Source organism: Streptomyces sp. NPDC017529 (genome assembly GCF_044329785.1).
Classification (GTDB): Bacteria; Actinomycetota; Actinomycetes; order Streptomycetales; family Streptomycetaceae; genus Streptomyces.
This window is the reverse complement of sequence record NZ_JBIRJY010000010.1, coordinates 138495-160188: the sequence shown is the minus strand read 5'-3', so window position 1 is coordinate 160188 and position 21694 is coordinate 138495. Positions and strand designations below refer to the sequence as shown.

The following is a 21694-nucleotide window of genomic DNA, read 5'->3' as shown; positions in this document are numbered from 1 at the left end:
GGCGGGGGGGCCGGGCCCGCTGTCTTTGGTTGTAGCCCCCCGCGGGGGGGCTGGGGGGGGGCTGGCCCCCCCCCCGCGGGGGGGGGGGGGGGGGGGGGCGCCCCCGGGCCCGCCCCCGTCTCCGTTTCCGCCGGCACCTCACATCCCCGGGACGAGCCCGCCGTCGCAGCGCACCGCGCTCCCGGTCAGGTAGGAGGCGGGGCCGCCGCACAGGAAGGCCGCGGTCGCCCCGAACTCCGCGGGCTCGCCGTACCGGTTCATCGGGATCCGCCGCACGGATTCCGCCCGCACCTCCGCGACGTCACGGCCCGACCGCGACGCGCGCGTGGCGTCGAGGGCCCGTACCCGGTCGGTCGCGATCCGGCCGGGCAGCAGCATGTTGACCGTGACACCGTCCTCCGCGACCTCGCTCGCCAGCATCTTGAGGTAGGCCGCGAGCGCGGTGCGCCCGATGCCGGACAGGGCGAGGTCGCCGATGGGCGCGGCGACGGCGCTGGAGCCGATCGCGAGGACGCGCCCCCAGCGCTGTGCGCGCATGTGCCCGAGCACCCCGGTCACCAGCCTGTGGTGCACGGTCACCAGGGAGTCGACGGCCGTCCCCAGCTCCTCCGCGCGGATCTCCGTGACCCGGGCCGGCCGCGGTCCCGGCCCGTTGAGGACGAGGATGTCCACGGGGCCGAAGGCGGTACGGGCTGCCGCCAGCAGGGTCGCGGGGCCTTCGGGCGCCAGCAGGTCCGCGCCCACCCCGACGGCCCGCGGCAGCCCGGCGGCGATCCCCGCGGCCACGTCGGCGCGGCGGCCGCACACGACGACCCGGGCGCCCTCGGCCGCCAGCGCCTCGGCCGTCGCCCTGCCCAGGCCGGACGTCGAGGCGCACACCACGGCGGTCTTCCCCGCTATGCCGAGATCCACCGGTCCGCTCCCTACAGGCCGGGGGCCGCACAGGACCGCACGTGATTGCGCAGGTCACCGACCCCTTCGACGAGTGCTTCCACCACGTCGCCGTGCTGGATGACGCCGGCGCCCGGCGTACCCGTGGCGATCACCGAGCCGGCTTCCAGCACCATGCCGCCGGAGAAGTAGGCGACCTGCCAGTACGGGTCGCACATCATGGCGGACACCTGGTTGGCGGCGATCGTCCGGCCGTTGACGACGGTGGAGATGCGGATCGCGGCGAGGTCGGGTATCTCGTCGGGCGTCACCACCCACGGGCCGAGGCTGCAGAAGGTGTCGAACGCCTTGGACCACGGGATGTAGCGCGGGTTGATCCGGATCGCGTCCTCGGCGGTCATGTCGAGCAGCGTGGTGAAGCCGAAGATCACCGATTCCGCCTCGGCGGCCGGCACGTCCTTGCAGGTGGTGCCGATCACCACGCCGAGTTCGGCCTCCGCGGTGACCCGGTCCGACTGCCGGGGCAGCAGGATGTCGTCGCCGTGGCCGATGATCGTGGAGCTGGGCCTGAGGTAGGACCCCGGTACTCCTTCCGGCTGCCGGACCTCCAGGTCGTCCGCGTGCCGGGTGTAGTTCAGGCCCACTCCCCACAGTTTCGCGGGGTCGCGGTAGATGGGGGCGAAGTCGGGGTCGCCGTCCCGGACCGCCGTGGCCCGCACGGCCGGGTCGGTCAGCGCGGCTTCCAGCCCGGGGCGCTGGTCCCCGGTGACGATGTCGTGGAGGGTGGGGCCGAAGTCCGTACCCAGCACCTTGTTGAGCGTGCCCAGCAGGACGATTCCCTCGGCCGTCGCGATACCGACGTCCTCACCGCCGGTGGTCCTCAGAGTGCAGAGCCTCACGGTGTTCTCTCTCCTTCGGTCGTGTGAACGGTCATGCGGGTGTGGCGCGTTCGGGTGGTCAGGGGTTGCGAGCAGGCCGGGCGTCACGTGGCGGCCACGGGCCGGCCGGTCCGGAGGCTGCGCACGATGTTCAGGGTCTCGAAGAGCGTCTGGCCCGCGCAGTCCGTCCGGCGGAGCAGCCCGTGCAGGAGCAGCGCGTAGGTGTCGTCGGCGGCTTCCGCGAGGCCGGTGCCGACGGCCTCGGCGGCCTCGGCCATCGTCCAGTACCCACCGCGCTTGAGCATGGCTGTCAGCAAAGCGCCTTGACGGTGCGTCAGCGCGTCGACGGCGTCGCGTACCGACTCCAAGACGCCGGGTACGCCTCCTGCCCAGCCCTCCGGCGGCCTCGTCACCAGCAGCGGGTCGGCCGCGAGCTGCCGCGCCAGTTGCCACGGCGAGTAGACCAGGCTCCACCGGGCGGCGAGTTCCAGCGCCATCGGGAGTCCGTCCAGGGCGCGGCAGGTCCGGACGACCGCGGCGACGTTCGCGCCGTTCAGCCGGAATGCGGGGCGCATGTGCTGTACGTACGTCAGGAACACCTGGACCGAGGCGTTGGCTTCCGTCGTGGCGACGCACGGGTGGGGTTCGGCGAGCGGCACGGGCAGCGGCGCCAGGGGGAACACCGCGTTCGCGGCGGTTCCCGTGGCGCTCCTCGCGGTGATCAGTACGCGCAGTCGCGGGCACTCGCCGTGCAGCGGGGGGACGAGTCCCGCCAGTTCTCCGTAACTGCGCGCGCCGTCGAGGACGAGCAGGGTGTCGCCGTCGCCCAGCAGCTCGCCGATCCGGCGGGCGCCTTCGGGACCCGTGTGCACGAGTTCGCGCGCCCGCGCCGACACCGCTGCCGCCACGCCGCCCTGCGGGCGCCCGCCGCCCGCCGCCTCGTCGAGCCGCACCCAGAGGACGGACGTGCCGTCCCGCTCGTACAGCGTCCGCGCCAGCTCCTGCGCCAGCCGGGACTTGCCGACGCCCCCGATGCCCGTGAGGGTGATCAGACGGCGCTGCTCGGTCGTGAACAGCCGTGTCAGGGTGCTTAGTTCGTCCCGTCGTCCGATGAGCGGGCCGTTGCCTACGGGCGGGGCCAGGGGCTCAAGGCCGGCCGGGGCGTCCGCGCCGGGCGCCGGGGTGTCCGCGGAGTCGAAGACCCGCAGCGCGTCCCGCCGGCCCGTCCTGAGGTCGAGCGCCTTGACGAGGAGCCGGCAGGTGTCCCTGCGCGGTTGCCTGACGCGGCCGTTCTCGATGTCGCGAATGGCTCGCACGCTGAGCGTACTGACGTCGGCCAGCTGCTTCTGCGAGAGCCGGGCCGCCAGACGGAGAGCGCGGAGTTGCGGTCCCAGAGCCGGTCTTCCGCGATCCGGCACCTGGTTCGACAACGTCTGCATCAAGGCTCCCCCCAAGTCTTCGTGCGTGTGGTGTGTGGTCAGACACTCTCGGAAACCGGCTCGATCACGAGGTGGACCGTCGCGCGCACCCATGCCATCAGTGCCAGGAGCTCCTGGCTGCCGGGGGCCGAGAGCGAGATGAACAGCGGGATGTTCTTGGTGCTGTCGGTGACGGGGACGAGGTCTCCCGGCGTGTAGACGCACGCCACCTGGTCGACCCCGGGCCTGCGCATCAGCTCGTCCAGCCCCCGGATCTCGACGAGCCGGCCGGCCGGCCCCTCGTTCCTGATGACGCTGTTGCCGCTGAGCGCGTCGAAGCGCGGCGGGTTGTCCAGGCAGGCCGGGCGGAGGCCGAGGTAGCAGTCCAGTGCCTGCTCGAACGGGTCGAAGTCGCTGTGCGCCAACCACTGCTCGGTCAGCGGGCCGCCGGGCAGGCGGGCGCCGGTCTCGATCAGGTACACCCCGTCCTCGGCGACCTTCACCTCCGTGTGGCTGGGCCCCAGGCGGACGCCGAGCTCGGTCAGCACCTCGCTCACGTACGCGACGGAACGCGCCCGGTCCGGGTCGTCCTCGGAGAGCTGCACCAGCTCCCAGTAGGGGAACGAGTAGTCCCCCGCGTCGGGCTGGCGGTACTCCCAGACGTCGATGACCTGGTGTTCACCGTCGTGGCTGAAGCAGTTGACCGCCAGCTCGCGGCCGCGTACGTACTGCTCGACGAGCCACTCCTCGACCAGGCGGCCGAAGTGGTCGCGCCGTTCGAGGGCGGAGGTGTCGGCCGCGTCCGCTGCGGAGTTGAGCAGCCGGGCGCCGTGCGAGCCGCCGCCCGTGGTGTGCTTGGCGATGGCCGGGAAGCCGACCTCCGCCGCGGCGGACGCGATCTCGGACGCTTCCTTGACGAGGGCGAATCTCGGGATGCGCACACCGCCCTCCAGGGCGGCCGCGCGCATGGCGGCCTTGTTGCGGCGGGCGAGCGAGCGCGCGGGGTCGTTGCCGGTCAGGCCGAGCTTGTCCGCCAGCATGTCGCCGAGGTGTACGGCCGACTCCGATGCCGCCACCACCGCCGTCACCTCGACGCCGAGGCCCTCGACGTGGTGCAGGATCTCCGCGACGCCGTCCGCGTAGAAGCCGGCGTCGTCGCCCGCGGCGTGTTCGGGCCAGCGTGTGGTGATGTGGTCGCGCGGCATCGTGTAGGCCGAGACGACGGCGAGGCCGCGCCGCCGCACCTCGGGCTTGAAGTGCGCTCCGTTGCGCACCGGGTCCAGCAGCAGAACCGCCTTGGCGCCCTGCAACGACGTGGTCATAGTTGATCTCCTGTTCCTTTCGGCCGGCCGATCGGCCGGCGGGCGGGGGTGCGCGACTGCGGAATGCGGCACGGTCTTCAGTTCGTATGGCCGCCTTCCTCGAAGCGGAGCACTTGCAGCTGGGCGTCGTAGCGTGCGTACGCGGACGCCAGCGGGCTCAGTGCCGAGCGCAGCTTCCTCGGGTCCATCAGTCCTTGCCGGCACAGCGCGTTCAGGTGCTCGGCGCTGAGACGTGAACGCTCACACGCCGCTTCCCAGGTGGCGAATACGTCCGTGCCGCTGTCGATGTCGTGCGGCGGCTGCTCGTACAGGCCGCCCGCGCCCGGGAGCGAGGGCCCGTCGACGGCGCTCAGCCAGGCGAACTCGATATGGGTCATCTGCCGCAGGATTCCGACGACCGTCACGGTCAGCCGGCGCGGCGAATCCGCCGTGAGCTGTGACACCGACAGCTCCTGGCAGTACTCCGCTATCACTATGCGGTGGAATGCGACGGCCTCCAGCAACGCGCGGATCCTTCCCTCGTCTCCGCCGCCACTCGCGTCGTCCGGCATTTCGCGTCTCCGTCTCGCTCTTGGTGAGGTGACCGATCTGCATGGCGCCGTCCCTCCTCCGAAGCGGCTGCCGCGATCCAGACGGTCCAGGCGGCATCGCAGGTCCGCCGGGCCCACTCGCGGCCGAAGGCTCCGGGGCGGGCCACGGCGTCGTCGGCGAGGCAGTAGCAGTCCAGCAGTTCCGCGAAGTCGGTGGCCGGTTCGAGGAACGTCAGCAGACTGCCCCAGGCCAGCTCGCAGGCGGTGTGCTCGGTGAGGCCCGCTGCCGCGAGGGCCTGGAAGGCGGGGCGCAGCGTGTCCCGTGCCTGTTCGGTCTGATACGGCTGGATGTCCCGGAGGAAGGCGTCGAACCGGGGGTCTTCGAGGCCGGTGCCCAGAATCGCGTAGTGCGCTTCGAGCTTTCCAAGAGCTCGGATCACCTCGGGGTCGGTGAACCAGTTCTCGTCCCAGGGCATGTGGGGACACCTTCCAGATGGCTAGGGGAATGAGACCGGGCGGCCGGAGCGGGCGAGGCGTGCGACCGGCTCGCCCCGCTCACGGCCCTCCGCTCCCGGTGGTCTTGTCCAGACGGTGGAACTCCCCCGTTCGGTGGCGCCCGCGACCGGCGCGGCTACGCGGCCGGAGTACCGCGGGCGCCGGCCGGGCCGTCGGTCAGCCCGGGTGGTGCCCGTGCGGGTGCCGCGTACCGAGGTAGGACAGCGCCGCCGTCGTCACGAGCGCCAGGACCGCGCCGCCGACGAGGATGGAAGCCGGCGTGAAGTACTCCGTCAGCAAGGTGATGACGTAGGGCGTGACGAAGCCCAGGTAGGCCAGCGTCCAGAAGCGGGAGGTCAGCCGGGCCAGCTGGTGGGGCGGGGCCAGCACGGCGACCTCGGTCAGGCCGTACGCCACGCACAGGCCGTATCCGCCGCCGAGCACCGCCGACGCCACCAGGGCCACCACGGGCTGGGCGTTCCCCGCGGCGGCCGCGGCCAGCACGAGGCCGAGAGCGACGGCGAGCAGCCCCATGACGCCGGTGGCGATGCGGTGGCGGGCGGCGAGCCGGCGGGCGAACGGGGCGACGAGCAGACCGGCGCCGGGCGTGACGGCGGTGATCACACCCGCGTAGACCGTCTCCCAACCCTTCAGGTCGCCGTCGACCAGGCCGGGGAGGGTGGCGAAGGCCACGGCGGGGGCGGCGAACACCCACGGCGCGACCGGTGCGACCAGGCGGCGGAAGGTGGAGGCGGAGGACAGGTCGCCCTGCTCGGGGGCCGGGGCGGGGGCGGGGGACGCGGAGGGGGCGGCCGCGTTGCGGGCCGGGACCGACTCGGGGACGTGTGCGGCACACAGCGCGGCCACGGCGGAGAGGACCAGGTGCGGGAGGTAGGCCGTGACCATGGGCTGCGGTGCCCACTGGGCGATGAGTGAGGCCACCAGGCCGCCCGAGGCGAAGCCCGCGGACAGGAACAGGCCCGAGCGCCTGGCCGCGGCCCCGGGAGAGGGGGCCTGGCCGTGCGGCGGAACCGACAGTTCCTTGATCCAGGCGCTGCCGGCGGCCAGCAGGGCCCCCGCGCCGATCCCCGTCAGGAAGCGGCCGGGCCACAGGAGCGCTGACGCGGCGGGCCCGGCCATCAGCAGGCAGGTCGCCAGGGCGGACGTCCCGAGGGCGAAGAAGACGACCGGACGGCGGCCTCGGCGGTCGGCGAGCGGCCCGCCCAGCAGCAGGCCGGGGATCATGCCCAGCACATAGATGGCGAACAGTGCGGTGGTGGTGGCCGTGGTCAGGCCGATGTCGCTGCGGTAGGCGCCGAGGAGCGCGGAGAACTGGTTGGCACTCCAGCCGGAGGCCGTCATCACCCAGCCTGCCCGCAGCCAGTAGCGGTGGGTCGGCGCGTCCGCCGGTGGGGAGACGAGTGGTGGTGCGATGGGGTTGGCCGAGGCGGCGTGCTTGCTCATACGAGAGTTGTACGACGACCGGGGACCCTGGCAGCAGGCCCGTTCAGATATCCTGAACGCCGCCCGGAAGCCGCCAAGTCCCGCCCTAGCATCGGCACATGGATCTGCGGAAGCTGTCGTCCTTCCTCGCCGTGGTCGAGGAGGCGCATTTTGGCCGGGCCGCGTCGCGGCTGTTCTTGTCACCCGCTTCGGTCACCCTGCATGTGCAGCAGCTGGAGCGGGAGTTGGGGACCAAGCTGCTCGACCGGGGCCAGAGCCCGGTGGCGCCGACCGTCGCGGGACAGCGGCTCGCCTCGCACGCGCGCACCCTCCTGGCCGCGGCGAACGCCGCCATGGAGGACGTCTCCGAGGCCGCCAACGCCGCCATGACCACGGCGCGCACCCTGCGGGTGGGCGTGATGGGCCACGGGTCCGCCGAGGTGACCCCGGCAGCGGTCACCGCCTTCCGGCGCGCCCGGCCCGACATTCCGCTGGAACTGGTCCAGTTGACCTTCACGGAGCACGTGAGCGCGCTGCGCGAGAACCGGGTGGACGTGGCCTTCGTACGGCCCGCCATCGAGGCCGACGGCATCGAGATCGACATCCTGACGACCGAGCAGCGGATCGTGGCCGTTCCCGCGGGATCGTCGCTGGCGGACGCCGCGGGGGTCGGGGTCCGGGTGGCGGACATCATCGACCTGCCCTATCTGCGGCTCCCCCGGCACACGCCCCGGCCCTTCACCGCCTACCTGTACTTCGACACCGCCGAGAACCGCGCCCCCGACTACGCGTTGACCCCTCAGGACGTGCTCACGAGTGTCGCGGCGGGGCGCGGGGCCGGGTCCGGGCTGAAATCGTTCGCCCGCTACTACCCGTGGCCGGGGACCAGATACGTACCGGTCCTGGACGCGCCCTGCGCGCACAGCGTTCTCGCCACCCGGGCCGCCGACACCAATCCGGAGGTGCGGATCTTCCGGGCGCTCACCGTGGCCCTGGCCCGGGAGATGAGGTCCGCCGGCTGAGGGCCCGGGGCCGGACCCGGCCGGGCGCCCGGCCTCGGTGGGCGGTGCGCGCACCGCCCACCGCCCTGTCAGGCCGGCGGCGCCATGTCGTACGTGACCCACTTCGTCTGCTGGGCGACCTGGTCGTACTTGCCGCGGGCCCGGTAGTTGTCGTCCATGGTGATCCACCGCAGCACGCTCCAGCCGCGCTCCGCCGTGATCTGCCGCAGCGCGTCGAACAGGGCGTCCACGGCGCCGGTGCCCCTGAGGCGGGGATCGACGAACAGGTCGTCGAGGAAACCGCCGGTCGTCGCGGTGAGCGGCCGGGCGAACGGCCGGTAGTGGGCGAGGCCGACGGGGACCCCGTCCTCGTCGCGTACCAGGAGGCCGTTCACCTCGTGGTCCGGATCCATGATCCACGACCAGACGCGCTCGGCGTTGGCGTCGGGCATCTCCCGGCGGTAGAAGTCGGCGTAGCCCTGGTACAGCTTCCGCCAGTGGGCGTAGTCCGCCTCCTCAGGGGCGTCGACCCGCCACGCCTTGGCGCTTCCACTCTGCTGCACGGTCAAACCTTTCGTCATGTATGGATTCCGCTATGACGCGGCTTTATCGAGCGTATCGCTCCGACCGGCAAGCGGCGTTCAACTTCCATGATCACCATCACGCGCGGGCAATTCAATACCGTACGCAGACCTTTTCACCACCCCACCCGTACCGCGCCCCGGAGCGCACCACCACGCGAATGGAATTCAACATTCCGCAACCAACGTAACGGAGATCACACTTTTTCCCGGCCCCTCGGGGTGTAAAAAGCACCCACCCGCCGTCATCACCGTCCCTGCCGGTAACCCCTGACCGAAATTTGGCGACGCGTGTCCCTTACGCACCTCGTCCGGGCTCCGGCGATTGCCCAAGATGAGTTCTGCACCCGACGCGGACACCTCTCCGAACAGCCCGACTGCCTGCGTCTCACCCAGTTCTCCCGGGAGGGTTCCATGGCGAAAGCCGAAACAATCGACGCCGTAGTGGTCGGCGGTGGAATCGCCGGGTCCGCCCTGGCCACAGCGCTTGCCGGCGATGGCTACGACGTCCTCCTCCTCGAACGGCAGACGGTCTACCGGGACAAGGTCCGGGGGGAAGTAATCAATTGCTGGGGCGTTGTCGAGCTGCTACAACTAGGGCTGGAGAAGGTTCTCCTCGATGCCGGCGGCACATATGTCAACCGCTTTGTCGGATTCGATGAAACGGTCACTCCGGAAACCGCGCAAGCAAATGCCCTACTCCTGGACGAGATGCTCCCAGAAATCCCCGGAGTGCTGGATGTGGGGCACCCCGAGGCTTGCGAAGCGCTCGCCACCGCGGCCGAACAGTCCGGCGCGAAGGTGATCCGCGGCGTGGGCGAGGTCACCGTGACCGGCGGGCCGAACCCCAGTGTCCGATACGAATACAACGACGTCGAATACGAGGTTTCCTGCCGGATAGTCGTCGGCGCCGACGGCCGCATGTCGACGGTCCGCCGGCAGTTGGGCATCGGGCTCCGGCAGACGCCGCCGAACTCGCTCGGAGGCGGAATGCTGGTCGAGGACCTGCACGACTGGCCGGTCAACGTCACCTCGATCGGCACCGAGGGCGACCTGCTGTACTTCGTGTTCCCCCGGGACGGCGCACGGGCCCGGCTGTACCTTCTGCACGACGTCGCCCAGAAGGGCCGGTTCGCCGGCCCGGACCGGCAGGCGGAATTCCTCAAGGCCTTCCAGCTCCGCTGCATACCGAACAGCGAGATGTTCGCCTCGGCCACGCCGGCCGCCTCGTGCGCCTTCTACCCGATGAACGACGCCTGGGCCGACACCCCGGTCGCTCCCGGCGCCGTGCTGGTAGGGGACGCCGCGGGGTGGAGCGACCCGGTCGTCGGGCAGGGACTGTCGATCGCGCTGCGGGACGCCCGCATGGTCTGGGACGCGCTGCGCTCCCACTCCCGCTGGTCGCCGGAGGTGTTCGAGTCCTACGCCAGGGAGCGGGAGACCCGGATGCGCCGCATACGGGTCTCCGGCTCCGTCCGGACCACGATGAACATGACCTTCACCCCGGAAGGCGCCGCCCGCCGCAAGGCGTACGCCAAGGTCTGGCACACCGATCCGGTACTGGCCGGCTCCCGGCTCGCCACCTTCAAGGGCACGGACCAGGTGCCGCCCGAGTCCTTCGCACCCGAGACCATCAAGCGGCTCTTCGCCCTTGGATGACCGCGGCGGCTCGGCGGCCGCCGTGCACAGCGACCCACTCGCCGGCGCACGCCCGCGTCGGCACAGTCCAGCGAACGAGGGAACCACATGTACGTGAAGTCCGCGGCAACCGACGGCCGGATCCGCAAGAACGGCTGTGACATCCGCCAGCTGTACCCCTGGGACGGCGTCGTCGTACCGCCCTGGAACAGCACCCTGTGCTCGATCCGCCCGACCGAGTCGAGCACCCCGCACGGTCACGACACCGACGAGACGTTCATCTTCACCAGCGGAGAGGGCCGCGTCCGGATCGGCGAGGAGGAGCGCTCCGTCGTCACCGGTGACGTCATCTACATCCCGCACGGGACCCGGCACATCGTGACGAACACCAGTGACTCCGAGCCCTTGGACTTCGTGAGCATCTACTGGCTCCAGCCGTCCGCGTGAGGAAAGGCCTCCCCATGACCGACTCACCACGCGCCGGCCACGGCCGGCGACGCGTCAACGTGACCTTCTCACCCCCGACGCCCAACGGGGACCTGCACCTCGGGCACCTGTCGGGCCCGGTCCTCGCCAGTGACGTCTGCGCCCGCTCCCAGAAGGTCCTGGGCAACGACGTGGCGTTCGCGACCAGCACCGACGACAACCAGACCTACGTCGTCACCACGGCCGCGCGCCTGGGCACCACACCCGAGGAACTGATCCAGCACGCGCTCAAGAGCGTCACCGCCTCGCTGGAACTGGCCGGCGTCGACGTCGACCTCTTCGAACGGCCCGACGCGGACTACACGCGGTTCGTCGAGGGCTTCTTCACCCACCTCTGGCGGCACGGCGCCTTCGACCGGCGGGAAGTGGAACTGCCCTACGACGCCGAGGCGGGCGAGTACCGGGCAGAAGCCTTCGTCACCGGACGCTGTCCCATCTGCCTGGCGCACGCCCGTGCCGGGGTCTGCGAGGCCTGCGGCCGCTACAACCTGCCGGGTGCCCTGCTGCCGCTGGCCGACACCGCCTCGGCCCTGCCGCGCCGCTCGACGTGGATCTGGGTGCTGGACCTGGAGCGGTACCGCGATGAGATCACCGAGTGGTACCGCGGCACCGACGTGCAACTCCGTCCCGACCTGGCCCGGGTCGTCTCCGACACCCTGGCCGAACGGCTGCCCTACATACCGATCACCTACCCCAGCAGTTGGGGCATCGCCGTCGACTGGGACGGTGACCCCAACGGCCCGCCCCAGGCCGTCAACGCCTGGCCGGAGATCTACGTCGGCCACCTCTACTGGCTTCGGCAGGCCCGCAAGCAGGGTCTGGGTGACTGTGACGAGCTGGTCCAGTTCATCGGCATCGACAACGGGTTCTACAACGCGTTCGTGTACGTGGCGCTCTCGCTGCTGGCCAAGCGGCACGGGCTGCCGGTGACGCTGCCGAAGACCCGTACCGTCACCAACCAGTACTTCATGCTGGAGGGCCGGAAGTTCTCCACCAGCAAGGGCGATGTCCGGTGGGCGAAGGACTACCTGGAGAGCGTCGGCCGGGACCGGGCGCGCTTCGTCCTCGCCCTGACCAGCCCGGAGCTCCAGCAGTCGGAGTTCAGCGAGCCGATCGCCCAGGCCACCATCGCCAACCGGTTCGACGCGCCGATCGCGGCCGTCACGCGGGCCCTTAACGCCGCACTCTCCGGCCGCGGCGCCGACGCGGCGCCGTCGCCCTGGTGGACCGCGGCGTTGCGGGCGTCCCGGCAGCGCTTCGAAGAGGCGTACGCCCTGGAGACCTTCAGCATCCGCAAGGCGGCGGAAGCGCTCTCCTTGCACCTTGAGGTGCTGGCGCTCCGCAGCGAGCAGATCCGGGCCGACGACCCGGGCGACGTCGCCGGCGTCCTGCAGTTCCTCTGGGCCCTGCGCACGCTCGCCTGGCCGGTCACCCCGGACCTCTCCGACCAGGTGTCCGCCGCGTTCGGCGCCGCTTCCACGGCCGGACGGGCGCCGCTCCTCCAGGAGGCGACGACGCCGCCGACGGGCCGCTTCCAGGGCCTCAAGACCCGATAACCCTCACCTCACCTCATCTCACCAAGGAGCTTCGCCATGCTGCGTACCTTCATGAACTCGAAGATCCACCGCGCCACCGTCACCGACAGCAACCTGAACTACGTCGGGTCGATCACCATCTCCCCCGAGCTGCTCGACGCGGCCGGCATCGGCCTGCACGAGCTCGTCGCCGTCGTCAACGTCAACAACGGCGCCCGGTTCGAGACGTACACCATCCTGGGCGCCCCCCGCGCCAACGAGGTCGTGGTCAACGGTGCCGCCGCGCGGCTGGTCGAAACCGGCGACAAGGTCATCATCATCAGCTACGCGCAGCTGACCGAGGAAGAGCTCGCCGACCACAAGTCCCGCGTCGTGCACGTGGACGACGAGAACCGGATCACGGACTCCGTGCTCCAGAGCCACTGAACCACCCGCTCCACGGCACTCGTACACGTACACCACTCCCCTCTCCGCGTACCCGCATCCTCCAAGAGGACCCTGAAACGTGACGAAACCACAGGTATACCCCGTACTGGGAGTGGGCTTCGGCCCGGCGAACCTCTCCCTCGCGGTCACGCTCGAAGAACTCGGTCATTTCGGCACCGCGCGCTTCATCGAACGGTCCGACGGCTTCCAGTGGCAGGAACAGCAGCTGCTGCCCGGCGCGGACATCCAGAACAACCCGTTCCGCGACCTCGTGATGCAGCGCAACCAATACAGCCGCTACACCTTCGTCAACTACCTCGCCGAGCAAGGTGCGTTGACCGACTACCTCCACCTCAACGCCAAGTTCCCCCTGCGGCGTGAGTACGCGGGATATCTCGCCTGGGTCGCCGAGTCCTTCCGCGGCTCGGTGGACTACGGGCAGTCGGCGGCCGCCATCTCGCTGGTCGACGGCGACGACGGCGGTGAGCTGTTCGAGGTCCGGACGGAGACCGGCCGCCGCTACCTCGGCGAGAGCCTGTCCCTGGGCACCGGGCGGTCCCCCCGCATCCCGTACCCCTTCCAGGGGGCCCTGGGGCCCACCGTCTTCCATTCGACGCAGTACCTGTCGTCCATCGAGCGGCTCGGTGACCGGCGCATCCGCGTCGCCGTCGTGGGGGCCAGCCAGAGTGCGATAGAGATCATCCTCGATCTGCTCGCCCGCCCCAACGTCGAGCAGGTCACGTCCCTGCACCGGGGCATCGGTTTCCGGCTCAAGGACACCAGCCCCTACAGCCGGCAGGTGTTCCTTCCGGAGTTCGTGGACTACTTCCACCCGCTGCCCAGCGAGACCAAGCGGCGCATGCGGACGGAGCTCCGGTCGATCAACTACGCGGCCTGCGACCAGGACGTCATCGACCGCCTCGTAGGCATACAGCGGGAGTACGACCTCACCGGCTCCGACCGCCTGCGCATGCTGCCCTTCACCGAGACGGGACAGCTGACGCGGTCGCCCGGTGGTGCGCACCGTCTGGTGGTGCGCGACATCAACCACGCCGACGAGCAGACGGTCGACGCCGACGTCGTCATCCTGGGAACCGGGTTCCGCGACTTCGGCACCGGGCCGAACGACGAGCCCTACCACCCGCTTCTGGAGGGCATCGCCCACCGGCTGCCGCTCGACGACGAAGGCGTCCCGATCGTGGCACGGGACTACTCGATCGAGCTCAACGCCCAGGAGTACAGCCGGCGGCCGCTGCGCGTGTACCTCAACGGCCTGTGCGAGGCGAGCCACGGCATGGGGGACGCCGGGGCCCTGGCCATGCTGTCGGCCCGGTCGTCGGACATCGCGAACTCGCTGGTGAACCACGCGAGGCTCACCGCGGACGAGCCGCTGGTCGTCGGATCGCTGCGGTGACGGACCCCGTCGCCGCAGCGGACGTGGCCGTCGTCGGCGGTGGCATCGTCGGACTGATCACCGCCGAACGGCTGACCGCTCAGGGCCTCTCCGTGGTCCTGGTGGACCGTTCCGGCATCGCCGGAGGCGCTACGGGTGCCTCCGGCGGGCTGATTCGGGCCCTCGACCTCTCGGGGGAACACGGCACCTGGGCGGCCGAGGGACTGGAGGTCTACCTGCGGGGCGGCTGGCACGGTTCCTGGCCGAAGGTGCACGAGCACGGCAGCCTCACGCTCGTCGACGGCGACCCCACACCGTCCATGGCCGCCCGCATCGACGCCGTGCGCGCGGCCGGCCACTGCGTCCAGCCCCTCGCCGCCGAGGAGACGGCCACGCGTTTCCCCGGTCTGGTGGTGCCGGACGGCTTCACCGGGCTGTACGAGCCCCGCGGCGGCTGGCTGCCCGCCAAGGAGGTGGCGCAGGCGGTGCTGCTCGACGCGGGACCGCACCTGCGGGTGCTCAGGGCGGACGCCACGGCCGTACTCACCACCGGCACCCGCGTGTCCGGGGTGGAGACCGGAGCCGGAGCGGTACGGGCCCAGGCGGTCCTGCTCGCCGCGGGGGCGGGAAGCAGCCGCCTGGCCGCGACGGTGGGCGTGTCCCTGCCGCTGCGTACCCGGGCGGTCGGCTACTGCTTGTTCGATCCCGGCCCGGGGCCGGGCGCGGCGGACCTGCCGACGGTCGTCGACTCGGCCACGGGTGCGTGGCTGCGCCGGTGGGGCCGGGGCACCACCGTGCTCGCCGGCGTGCGCTCGGCGGAAACCGACGTGCCCGAGCGCGTACGGGCGGGCGTGCCGGAGCGGGAAGAGGAACGCGTCCGCTCGGTGGTGCGCCACCGCTGCCCGCGGCTCGCGCAGGCCCGCGGCGTCGGCGGGGTCACCGCCTACGACGCCCAGGCGGTCGGGGGCGGCGGATCGGTGACCGCGTGGCCGGAGGCCCGGGGCCTGGTCACGGCGACCGGGTGGGACGGGGGCGGATTCAAGCTCGCCCCGGCCATCGGCCGCCGCGCGGCCGGCTGTCTTCGAGAGGTGATCACTGGATGAACGGAACGGCCACCTGGCGGCTGAACGCCACGGACGAGATGCTGCACACGGCCGGCGAGACGCTCGGCTCGGCCCGGATCGTGCAGGTGCTCTGGAGGTTTCCCACCCCGGTGCCCCGCTCCGCGCTGGAGCGGGAGTGGCGCCGCCTGAATCGCGGTCGGCTCAGTCGCCGGGCCGCCCCGGCGGCGGTCCCCGGTGCCCGCCGCAAGTGGGTCGCCGCGCACAACGGGGAACCCCTCCACACCGATCAGCGACCGCTGGCCGGGCCCGAGGTGCAGGACTGGATCGACACACAGGTGCGTGCGCCGCTGCCCGTCGGTTCCGCGTCGATGTGGCGGCTGGCCGCCGCCCCCTACCGCGACGGCCATCTCGTATCGCTGACGGTGCCGCACTTCCGCTGTGACGGGCTCGGGCTCTTCCACGCCATCGCGTCGCACGAGCCGGGCGGGCGGCCGCCCGAGGGCTGGGGAGCGGCCCTGGCGACGAGCGATCTCGGCGAGGCACTCGGACAGGTGGCGCGGGCACTGGCCGGATCCGCCCAGTGGACCGCCCGACTGCTGACCGACTCCCGGCACCGGGCCCGGCTCCGTACGGCATTGCGCGGAGCCGGCCCGCCCGCCGCGGCCGGCTCCGCGCCCCGCTTCTTCACCTCGGCGATCGCCGAGCTGGACGCCGGCGGGTGGGAGAAGCGGGCCCGCGCCCATGGGGGCACGGTGAACAGCCTGTTCGTGGAGATGGCCGCCAACCTGGTCCGCCGCCATGTACGCAACGGCCGGCCGGCCGCCATCGACGTCGGTATCCCCACGAGCCTGCGGCACGGCGACAGCGACGGCCGCGCCAACGCCCTCGTCGTCGTGCCGCTGACGGTCCCCGGCGGCGAGGTGCGCCACAACGACCTGCGCCGGACCCGGGAGGAGACGAAAGACCTCCTGCGGCGCACCGGCGGGCACAGCGGCACGCTCGTCCCGGAACCGCTGTGGCATCTGCTTCCGGCCCGCTGGGCGGGCGCGCTCAAGGCACCCGGGGCACAGCAGACCGACGTCGTCGCCTCCAATTTCGGAACGGCCCCGGACGGCGTGGTCCATTTCGCCGGTGGCACCGCGGACAGCGTGGCCCTGCGCACCATGAACGTCCCAGGGGTCGTACCCGAGAAGGCGCGCTTACGGGCGTCCCTGTGCCTGCTGCGAACCGGAGACCGGATGACCGTGACCGCTACCGGAATGCCCGACCATTTCGGTGATTCCGCGTCCCTGTACCGCCATCTCGACGAGGAGTTCGCCGCTTGGGGACTCACCGCGAGGCCCTGGTGGAACACCACGCCCGGCACGATGGAGGGCATCGAGCGATGACCGCGCCGCAAACGACCCCGGCCCTGCCCGACCGGTGGTTCCGCACCACCCCCGATTCCTCCGTACGCGGCGGCCCGCGCCTGCTCGCCCGCTCGCTGATCCGCGCGGCCGACCTCGACGAGCGGATCGGCTTCTACGAGCAGCTGTTCGGCGTACCGGCCGATCTGCGCATGCCGATCCCCGACTTCGGCGGCCTGGAACTGGCGGCCGTCGGAAACCTGTTGCTGATCGCGAGCGTCCGGCCCTTCACCCCGATTCAACGGCAGACCGCCTACTCGTTGATCGTCCCCTCGCTCGTCGCACAGCTGGAGACCGTGCGCCGCGCGGGCGGCACGGTCGTCGAGCCGCCCGAGCGGATCCTCCCGGGCGCACGGGCCCGTGTCCGGTACCCGGACGGCTCGCTCGCCGAGCTGGTCGAGCACCGCCCCCAGCCGGGCGAGGAGCCCCGGCCCCCCGCGGCGGCCACCGGCGGCGACCGGGCGGGGCGTACGCGGCTCGTGGCGCGCCGGAAGGTGCCCCTTACGGCATTCGACGAGGCCGTCGCGTCCTACGAGAAGCTCCTGGAAGCCGAGGCCCGGGTCCATGAGGTCCGGCACCGTCCCGCCGCTCCTCTCACGCTCGCCCTCGTCGGCAACCTGCTGCTGATCGGCTCCGACGAACCGGACCCGGACGGCGGCGCGGCCACGGCGGTCGCCCTGCTCGCGTCCACCGAGGGCCACGGCCCGCGGGCGATGGTGTCCCTCCCGGACGGCGTCCTCGCCGAAGTGTGGGACCTGGACGCCGCGGGGCGCCGGCCCGGCCGGTGATCTCGTACCCGACGCGGTCAACGCGCGAGGGGCGTCACCGCCGACGAGGGGCGGCCCGGCTCGCGTCAGCGGTCAGCGGTCGGCGACCAGCAGCGTCTGCAGGATGCGGCCGCAGTCGCCCGTCGCGTCGTCGAGCTGCCCGAGCGCCAGGCCCGAGCCGGCAGGGCTGGCGGCCGTCGACGAGCGGATGCAGAACCATTCGCCGACCGGGTCTCGGTGCAGTGCGAGTGTGATGTCGGTGTTGATGACGAGCTGCCGGAAGTGGTCGAGTTCGAAGGCGACCGCCCAGCTGCTGTCGGCCAGGGTGAGCGCGCGCGTCAGCGGCGTGTCCGGTTCTCCCGCCACCAAGGGAATGCGCTGGCGCGCCCAGGCCGTCCCCGGCCCGGGTGTGTCGAAGCCCTTTCCCGGCTCGAACCGCCATTCCATGGCGGCGATGTAGCCGTCCAGGTGCGCGCTGGCCATGCTGTGCGGCGGCTGCGGGCCGGGCAGGGCCGGCGGATCGGCTTCCGGCCGCAGCCGCGGGGTGCCGGCCGGTCCGGCGGCGATCCGCCACGCCCGTGCCAGCATCACCGTGCCGCCGTCCGAGGTCAGTTCGCCCTCGACCAGCTCCGTGCGCCCGCCGGAGCGGACGGTGCGCACCTGGACGTGCAGTTCCCCGACGGGCACCGGGCGCGGCAGTTCCACGGTGACGCGCGCCACACGGAAGCCCTCCCGGGCCTCGTGGCTCTCCAGCGCCCGGCCCAGCAGGGCCGAGGGCGGGCCCGCGTGCTGGGTCTTGGCGCTCCACGGCCCGGCGGTGGCGGAACTGCTCTCGTAGCGGCCGGCCCCGAGACTGGTGTAGAACGCCTGGTCCAGCACTTCCGGCTCGGCCTGCCTAAGATCAGTCATGGGCACTGCCTACTCCACACCTGCCGCTCCGGGCAATGACCGCATGGCAGTTGAACGCACATACCCGCTGCCCAGGCCGCGTTGACAGGACAGTTGAACACAACCGCGTTGACCCCATCCGCCCCAGGCGTCACGCTGTTGAGGTGTCCACTACCATCGCACTGGCGATCGATAACGGCATCTCGATCATAGACATTGCAGCGCCGTGTGAAGTCTTCGGCGTCGATCGGACCGACCTCACCGACCCCTGGTACGACTTCATGGTCTGCGGATCCACCAGCGCCCACGTCGGCGGCTGGTCCCGGCCCGGCGGCTACCGCGATCTGGACGACCTGGCGAAGGCCCACACCGTCATCGTGCCGGGCTCGCGCGACGTGATCGAGGAGCAGCCCGCCGGGCTCGTCGAGGCGGTGCGCGCCGCCCACGAGGCCGGTGCGCGCATCGTGTCCGTCTGCACCGGCGCCTTCGTGCTGGCGGCGGCCGGTCTCCTGGACGGCCGGCGGGCCACCACCCACTGGCTCTACTCGGACCTCCTCGCCGCGCGGTTCCCGGAGGTCAAGGTGGACCCCGGCATCCTCTACGTCGACGAGGGGGACATCATCACCAGCGCCGGCAAGACCGCCGGCATCGATCTGTGCCTGTATCTGGTCCGGCTCGACTGCGGGGCGGCCGTGGCCAACGCGCTGGCCCGCAGGCTGATCATGCCGCCGCACCGCGACGGCAGCCAGGCGCAGTTCAGCGCCCCGCTCCCCGCTTCGGTGCCGGACACCTCCCTGGAAGACCTGTTGTCCTGGGCGAGGGCGCGCCTGGACGAGCCGCTGACCGTCGTGGATCTGGCCCGGCGCGTCAACATGAGCACCCGGACCCTCAGCCGCCGTTTCAACGCCGTCACCGGGAAGACGCCGCTGCAATGGCTGCTCGCCCAGCGGATCCAGCAGGCTCAGGAACTCCTGGAAACGACCAACGACAGCATCGAGCACATCGCGGCGCGTACGGGAATGGGCACCGCGGCTTCCCTGCGCCGCCATTTCAACCGTGCGGTCGGCGTGCCGCCGGACACGTACCGGCGTACCTTCCGCGCCGAACCAGGGGCGTGCGATTCCCCGGGCCCCTCGGCCTTCCTCCCGCGCCAGAAGACGGAGTCCCCCCGGATGGCGGCCGACTCCGGTCACTGGCCGGCCGGCATGGCACACGCCTTCAGGGCGGCGACGGTGGACGCGGGGTCCTCGGCGTAGAAGCGGAAGGCGCGGGCCTCGGCGGGTTTGCCCAGCGCAGGAAGCTGGTCGAGAGGAAGAGCTCGTGGGCGGTCAGCTTGCGCACGGGCGCCGGTACGGTGTCGGCGATCGCGGTGAGGAAGGCGGAGCGGCAGCGCACGGCCCTGCTCGGCGCCTTCATCCGGCACGCTGCTTGAGCAGTTCGATGGCGCGGCGCACGGCTGCGGCCTGGGCGGGGGCGAAGTCGGCGAAGAAGGCGTCCGTGAAACCGTCCCCCTCCACCGCGCCGGCGTCATCCGGAACGGCCATCATCCGCAGCGCCTCGTCCGGGACGCACGCGTCGATGGCGCGGGCGGTCCGCTCCACCCGCGGGTCGTCCTCCGCCGCCTCGGCCAGCTCGTCCAGTTGGGCATAGACCGCGTACGCGCTCCGCATGGCCGCCGGGTCGGCCCGGAGGCTCCGCGTCATGGCGTCGAACCATCCGCGGTCGCCGCCCGGTGAACCGGTCTCCAGCAGGGCGAGCAGCTGCCGCTCCTTGGCGGCCATCGCCGGCTCCGGTCCCGGCACCCCCGCCGAGGCGCGGGCCATGTCTTCGAAGACGGCCGCCAGCTCGGGTGAGACGGGGGCCTCGGCCGGGAGCCGGCCGGTCTGCCCGGCCTGTGCGAGCAGCTGGGCCAGGCGGGCGCGGCGCTGCCGGATGGCCTCTTCCTGGCGGGCCAGGTCGGCGTCCAGCTCGGTGAGGATTTCGACGAACTCCTTGCCCGCGTCGTCCGCCAGCACGTCCCTCACCTCGTCCAGGCTCAGGCCCAGCTCGGTCAGCCGGCGGACCCGGGCCAGCTCGACGGCGTCGCGCAGCGAGTACTCGCGGTACCCGTTGGGCTGCCGCGGCGGCTCGGGCAGCAGCCCGATGCGGTGGTAGTGCCGTACGGCACGGGTGGTGACGCCGACGATGTCGGCCAGCTCTCCGATGCGCATGACTTCAGTAGAAACGTTGTCGCTGCGACAAGGTCAAACGTCACGGCACGGCGACGCCGCAGGTCGTACCGCACCCAGACGGTATTCCTCCCGGTCCTGCCAGCGCCGGCCGTCCCAGGCGATGAGGTGGACCGTGTCGACAGGGCAGCTCAGCGGCAGCGCGGGGGCCAGTTCGGCCTGCAACCTGTCGTACGCGGCCTCCTGGGTCGCGGGGCCCTCGCTGTTCGCGATCGTCAGGTGCGGGGCGAGCCCGGCGCCGAATATCCCGCGGTAGGGCACCGCTTCGGGCCGGCGCCGGGTGAGGTCCTTGGTCAGCGCGACGACCGGGTCGTGGGGCCACGGGTCGAGGTAGAGCACGCCGGGGTAGCGGCCGAACGACTCGAAGACCAGGGTGAAGGCGTCGTGCCCGGCGAAGAGGGCCGTCAGTTCGCGGTGGGCCGCGGCGTCGATGCGGCTCTCGTGCACGAACGGGTACAGCACGGTCACGTGGGCGGGGATTCCGGTCCTGACCAGCGGATCGGCTTCGGGAATCCTGATGGTGAGCGCGGTGTCGCCCGGTAGATCCGGCCACCCGCCCTCCGCGGGCCGGGAGCCTGTGTCTGCGTTCGTCACGCGTCGTGCCCGCCTTGGCGGGACGCCGGAGCCGTGCCCGCCCCGCGGAGGCGGCCGGCCAGTTCGCTACCGCCCTCCACCCGGACGCGACCGGACCGCACGCCCTCGGCGAAGGAGAGCCTTCCGGCGAGGAGGGCGTCGCAGGCGTCGGCCTGTAGCACGGCCCGGGCATCGGCCTCCTCCGCCGGCCCGTCGCCGTAGACCGGGAAACCACCGCCGGTGCGCAGGTGGAACGTGCCGGTGTCCAGCACCACGTCGACGACGCCGGCGAGGCCGCCCGCCGCTTCGGCCAGCGGTCCGAGCAGCGGGAGGGCGTGCCAGTGCGCACGTACGGCGTCGGTGGGCTGCGGTTCCGCCAGCGCCGGCGCGCCCCACTCCGCGAGTGCGGCCAGGACGGGCTGGAGCTGCCGTCCGCGTGGGGTGAGTTCGTAGACGAAGGAGGCGGCGGGCGGGGGGAGCCGGTGGCGTTGGGCCAGGTCTTCGCGTTCCATGTCCTTGAGGCGGGAGGCGAGGACGTCGGTGCTGATGCCCGGCAGGTCGGCGTGGAGGTCGGTGTAGCGGCGGGGTCCGGCGAGCAGTTCCCGGACGATCAGCAGGGTCCACCGGTCGCCGACGGCGTCCAGGGCGCGGGCTGCGGCGCAGTAGTGGTCATAGCTTCGGCGGCGGGGCATGGACAGCAGTCTAGAGAAAACATTGGACTTGCCAAGCTC

At 71.8% G+C, this 21694-nt stretch carries 22 protein-coding genes; 10 read left to right on the top strand and 12 right to left on the bottom strand.

What is annotated here, in order from left to right:
• Positions 1–138: 138 nt before the first annotated feature.
• The 7 genes from ACH4K4_RS25015 to ACH4K4_RS24985 all read right to left on the bottom strand — a co-directional run bounded on the left by ACH4K4_RS25015 (position 139) and on the right by ACH4K4_RS24985 (position 6998).
• Positions 139–912: an SDR family oxidoreductase gene (locus ACH4K4_RS25015; protein ID WP_398170193.1), complete on the bottom strand. Its 774-nt coding sequence runs from the start codon at positions 910–912 to the stop codon at positions 139–141.
• An 11-nt stretch (positions 913–923) separates the two neighbouring features.
• Positions 924–1790: a fumarylacetoacetate hydrolase family protein gene (locus tag ACH4K4_RS25010; RefSeq protein WP_398170192.1), complete on the bottom strand. Its 867-nt coding sequence runs from the start codon at positions 1788–1790 to the stop codon at positions 924–926.
• Between the two features lie 83 nt (positions 1791–1873).
• Positions 1874–3208 carry a helix-turn-helix domain-containing protein gene (locus ACH4K4_RS25005; RefSeq protein ID WP_398170190.1) on the bottom strand — a complete coding sequence of 445 codons (1335 nt, stop codon included), beginning with the start codon at positions 3206–3208 and terminating at the stop codon, positions 1874–1876.
• Between the two features lie 38 nt (positions 3209–3246).
• Entirely contained in the window at positions 3247–4509 is a 1263-nt protein-coding gene (locus ACH4K4_RS25000; RefSeq protein ID WP_398170189.1) for an ATP-grasp domain-containing protein, read from the bottom strand.
• Between the two features lie 77 nt (positions 4510–4586).
• Positions 4587–4952 carry a hypothetical protein gene (locus tag ACH4K4_RS24995; protein ID WP_398170188.1) on the bottom strand — a complete coding sequence of 122 codons (366 nt, stop codon included), beginning with the start codon at positions 4950–4952 and terminating at the stop codon, positions 4587–4589.
• A gap of 29 nt (positions 4953–4981) precedes the next feature.
• Positions 4982–5515, bottom strand: coding sequence for a hypothetical protein (locus ACH4K4_RS24990; RefSeq protein WP_398170187.1), 534 nt, complete (start codon positions 5513–5515; stop codon positions 4982–4984).
• A 196-nt stretch (positions 5516–5711) separates the two neighbouring features.
• Positions 5712–6998, bottom strand: coding sequence for an MFS transporter (locus ACH4K4_RS24985; protein WP_398170186.1), 1287 nt, complete (start codon positions 6996–6998; stop codon positions 5712–5714).
• A 98-nt stretch (positions 6999–7096) separates the two neighbouring features.
• On the opposite strand from ACH4K4_RS24985, the gene ACH4K4_RS24980 reads away from it, so the two are divergent.
• On the top strand, positions 7097–7999 hold the full coding sequence (locus ACH4K4_RS24980) for a LysR substrate-binding domain-containing protein (protein WP_398170185.1): 903 nt from the start codon (positions 7097–7099) through the stop codon (positions 7997–7999).
• 68 nt (positions 8000–8067) lie between these two features.
• On the opposite strand, the gene ACH4K4_RS24975 is transcribed toward ACH4K4_RS24980, so the two are convergent.
• Positions 8068–8559 (bottom strand): GNAT family N-acetyltransferase, encoded by a 492-nt coding sequence (locus tag ACH4K4_RS24975; RefSeq protein ID WP_398170184.1) that lies wholly within the window; start codon positions 8557–8559, stop codon positions 8068–8070.
• A 414-nt stretch (positions 8560–8973) separates the two neighbouring features.
• On the opposite strand from ACH4K4_RS24975, the gene ACH4K4_RS24970 reads away from it, so the two are divergent.
• The 8 genes from ACH4K4_RS24970 to ACH4K4_RS24935 all read left to right on the top strand — a co-directional run bounded on the left by ACH4K4_RS24970 (position 8974) and on the right by ACH4K4_RS24935 (position 17295).
• Complete coding sequence (locus tag ACH4K4_RS24970) at positions 8974–10218, top strand: FAD-dependent oxidoreductase (protein WP_398170183.1); 1245 nt, start codon at positions 8974–8976, stop codon at positions 10216–10218.
• A gap of 87 nt (positions 10219–10305) precedes the next feature.
• Positions 10306–10644: a cupin domain-containing protein gene (locus ACH4K4_RS24965; protein WP_398170181.1), complete on the top strand. Its 339-nt coding sequence runs from the start codon at positions 10306–10308 to the stop codon at positions 10642–10644.
• A gap of 14 nt (positions 10645–10658) precedes the next feature.
• Entirely contained in the window at positions 10659–12239 is a 1581-nt protein-coding gene (locus ACH4K4_RS24960) for a class I tRNA ligase family protein (RefSeq protein WP_398170180.1), read from the top strand.
• A gap of 36 nt (positions 12240–12275) precedes the next feature.
• Positions 12276–12644 (top strand): aspartate 1-decarboxylase, encoded by a 369-nt coding sequence (panD, locus tag ACH4K4_RS24955; protein WP_360137453.1) that lies wholly within the window; start codon positions 12276–12278, stop codon positions 12642–12644.
• Between the two features lie 79 nt (positions 12645–12723).
• Positions 12724–14058: a SidA/IucD/PvdA family monooxygenase gene (locus ACH4K4_RS24950; protein ID WP_398170178.1), complete on the top strand. Its 1335-nt coding sequence runs from the start codon at positions 12724–12726 to the stop codon at positions 14056–14058.
• Positions 14055–15140 (top strand): NAD(P)/FAD-dependent oxidoreductase, encoded by a 1086-nt coding sequence (locus ACH4K4_RS24945; protein ID WP_398170176.1) that lies wholly within the window; start codon positions 14055–14057, stop codon positions 15138–15140. The genes ACH4K4_RS24950 and ACH4K4_RS24945 overlap by 4 nt, the downstream gene beginning before the upstream one ends.
• Positions 15137–16489, top strand: a complete 1353-nt coding sequence (locus ACH4K4_RS24940; protein WP_398170175.1) for a hypothetical protein — start codon at positions 15137–15139, stop codon at positions 16487–16489. The genes ACH4K4_RS24945 and ACH4K4_RS24940 overlap by 4 nt, the downstream gene beginning before the upstream one ends.
• Positions 16486–17295, top strand: coding sequence for a VOC family protein (locus ACH4K4_RS24935; protein WP_398170174.1), 810 nt, complete (start codon positions 16486–16488; stop codon positions 17293–17295). Before ACH4K4_RS24940 ends, ACH4K4_RS24935 begins: the two co-directional genes overlap by 4 nt.
• Positions 17296–17367: 72 nt before the next feature.
• Here ACH4K4_RS24935 and ACH4K4_RS24930 read toward each other — a convergent pair whose 3' ends face one another.
• Positions 17368–18183 (bottom strand): thioesterase family protein, encoded by an 816-nt coding sequence (locus tag ACH4K4_RS24930; protein ID WP_398170173.1) that lies wholly within the window; start codon positions 18181–18183, stop codon positions 17368–17370.
• 143 nt (positions 18184–18326) lie between these two features.
• On the opposite strand from ACH4K4_RS24930, the gene ACH4K4_RS24925 reads away from it, so the two are divergent.
• Positions 18327–19418 carry a GlxA family transcriptional regulator gene (locus tag ACH4K4_RS24925; protein WP_398170171.1) on the top strand — a complete coding sequence of 364 codons (1092 nt, stop codon included), beginning with the start codon at positions 18327–18329 and terminating at the stop codon, positions 19416–19418.
• A gap of 156 nt (positions 19419–19574) precedes the next feature.
• Here the strand turns inward: ACH4K4_RS24925 and ACH4K4_RS24920 are convergent, their stop codons facing one another.
• The 3 genes from ACH4K4_RS24920 to ACH4K4_RS24910 are packed head-to-tail and all read right to left on the bottom strand — an operon-like array spanning position 19575 to position 21655.
• Complete coding sequence (locus tag ACH4K4_RS24920) at positions 19575–20372, bottom strand: MerR family transcriptional regulator (protein WP_398170170.1); 798 nt, start codon at positions 20370–20372, stop codon at positions 19575–19577.
• Positions 20373–20405: 33 nt separating this feature from the next.
• Positions 20406–20984 carry a 2'-5' RNA ligase family protein gene (locus ACH4K4_RS24915; RefSeq protein ID WP_398170168.1) on the bottom strand — a complete coding sequence of 193 codons (579 nt, stop codon included), beginning with the start codon at positions 20982–20984 and terminating at the stop codon, positions 20406–20408.
• Positions 20981–21655 carry a winged helix-turn-helix transcriptional regulator gene (locus ACH4K4_RS24910; protein ID WP_398170167.1) on the bottom strand — a complete coding sequence of 225 codons (675 nt, stop codon included), beginning with the start codon at positions 21653–21655 and terminating at the stop codon, positions 20981–20983. The genes ACH4K4_RS24915 and ACH4K4_RS24910 overlap by 4 nt, the downstream gene beginning before the upstream one ends.
• Positions 21656–21694: the final 39 nt, after the last annotated feature.

What these genes read in the sequence shown, in the direction of transcription:
- ACH4K4_RS25005 (WP_398170190.1), bottom strand. Translation starts at nt 3,208, where the DNA reads ATGCAGACGTTGTCGAACCAGGTGCCGGATCGCGGAAGACCGGCTCTG.
- ACH4K4_RS25000 (WP_398170189.1), bottom strand. Translation starts at nt 4,509, where the DNA reads ATGACCACGTCGTTGCAGGGCGCCAAGGCGGTTCTGCTGCTGGACCCG.
- ACH4K4_RS24990 (WP_398170187.1), bottom strand. Translation starts at nt 5,515, where the DNA reads ATGCCCTGGGACGAGAACTGGTTCACCGACCCCGAGGTGATCCGAGCT.
- ACH4K4_RS24985 (WP_398170186.1), bottom strand. Translation starts at nt 6,998, where the DNA reads ATGAGCAAGCACGCCGCCTCGGCCAACCCCATCGCACCACCACTCGTC.
- ACH4K4_RS24980 (WP_398170185.1), top strand. Translation starts at nt 7,097, where the DNA reads ATGGATCTGCGGAAGCTGTCGTCCTTCCTCGCCGTGGTCGAGGAGGCG.
- ACH4K4_RS24975 (WP_398170184.1), bottom strand. Translation starts at nt 8,559, where the DNA reads ATGACGAAAGGTTTGACCGTGCAGCAGAGTGGAAGCGCCAAGGCGTGG.
- ACH4K4_RS24970 (WP_398170183.1), top strand. Translation starts at nt 8,974, where the DNA reads ATGGCGAAAGCCGAAACAATCGACGCCGTAGTGGTCGGCGGTGGAATC.
- ACH4K4_RS24965 (WP_398170181.1), top strand. Translation starts at nt 10,306, where the DNA reads ATGTACGTGAAGTCCGCGGCAACCGACGGCCGGATCCGCAAGAACGGC.
- ACH4K4_RS24960 (WP_398170180.1), top strand. Translation starts at nt 10,659, where the DNA reads ATGACCGACTCACCACGCGCCGGCCACGGCCGGCGACGCGTCAACGTG.
- panD (WP_360137453.1), top strand. Translation starts at nt 12,276, where the DNA reads ATGCTGCGTACCTTCATGAACTCGAAGATCCACCGCGCCACCGTCACC.
- ACH4K4_RS24940 (WP_398170175.1), top strand. Translation starts at nt 15,137, where the DNA reads ATGAACGGAACGGCCACCTGGCGGCTGAACGCCACGGACGAGATGCTG.
- ACH4K4_RS24935 (WP_398170174.1), top strand. Translation starts at nt 16,486, where the DNA reads ATGACCGCGCCGCAAACGACCCCGGCCCTGCCCGACCGGTGGTTCCGC.
- ACH4K4_RS24930 (WP_398170173.1), bottom strand. Translation starts at nt 18,183, where the DNA reads ATGACTGATCTTAGGCAGGCCGAGCCGGAAGTGCTGGACCAGGCGTTC.
- ACH4K4_RS24920 (WP_398170170.1), bottom strand. Translation starts at nt 20,372, where the DNA reads ATGCGCATCGGAGAGCTGGCCGACATCGTCGGCGTCACCACCCGTGCC.
- ACH4K4_RS24910 (WP_398170167.1), bottom strand. Translation starts at nt 21,655, where the DNA reads ATGCCCCGCCGCCGAAGCTATGACCACTACTGCGCCGCAGCCCGCGCC.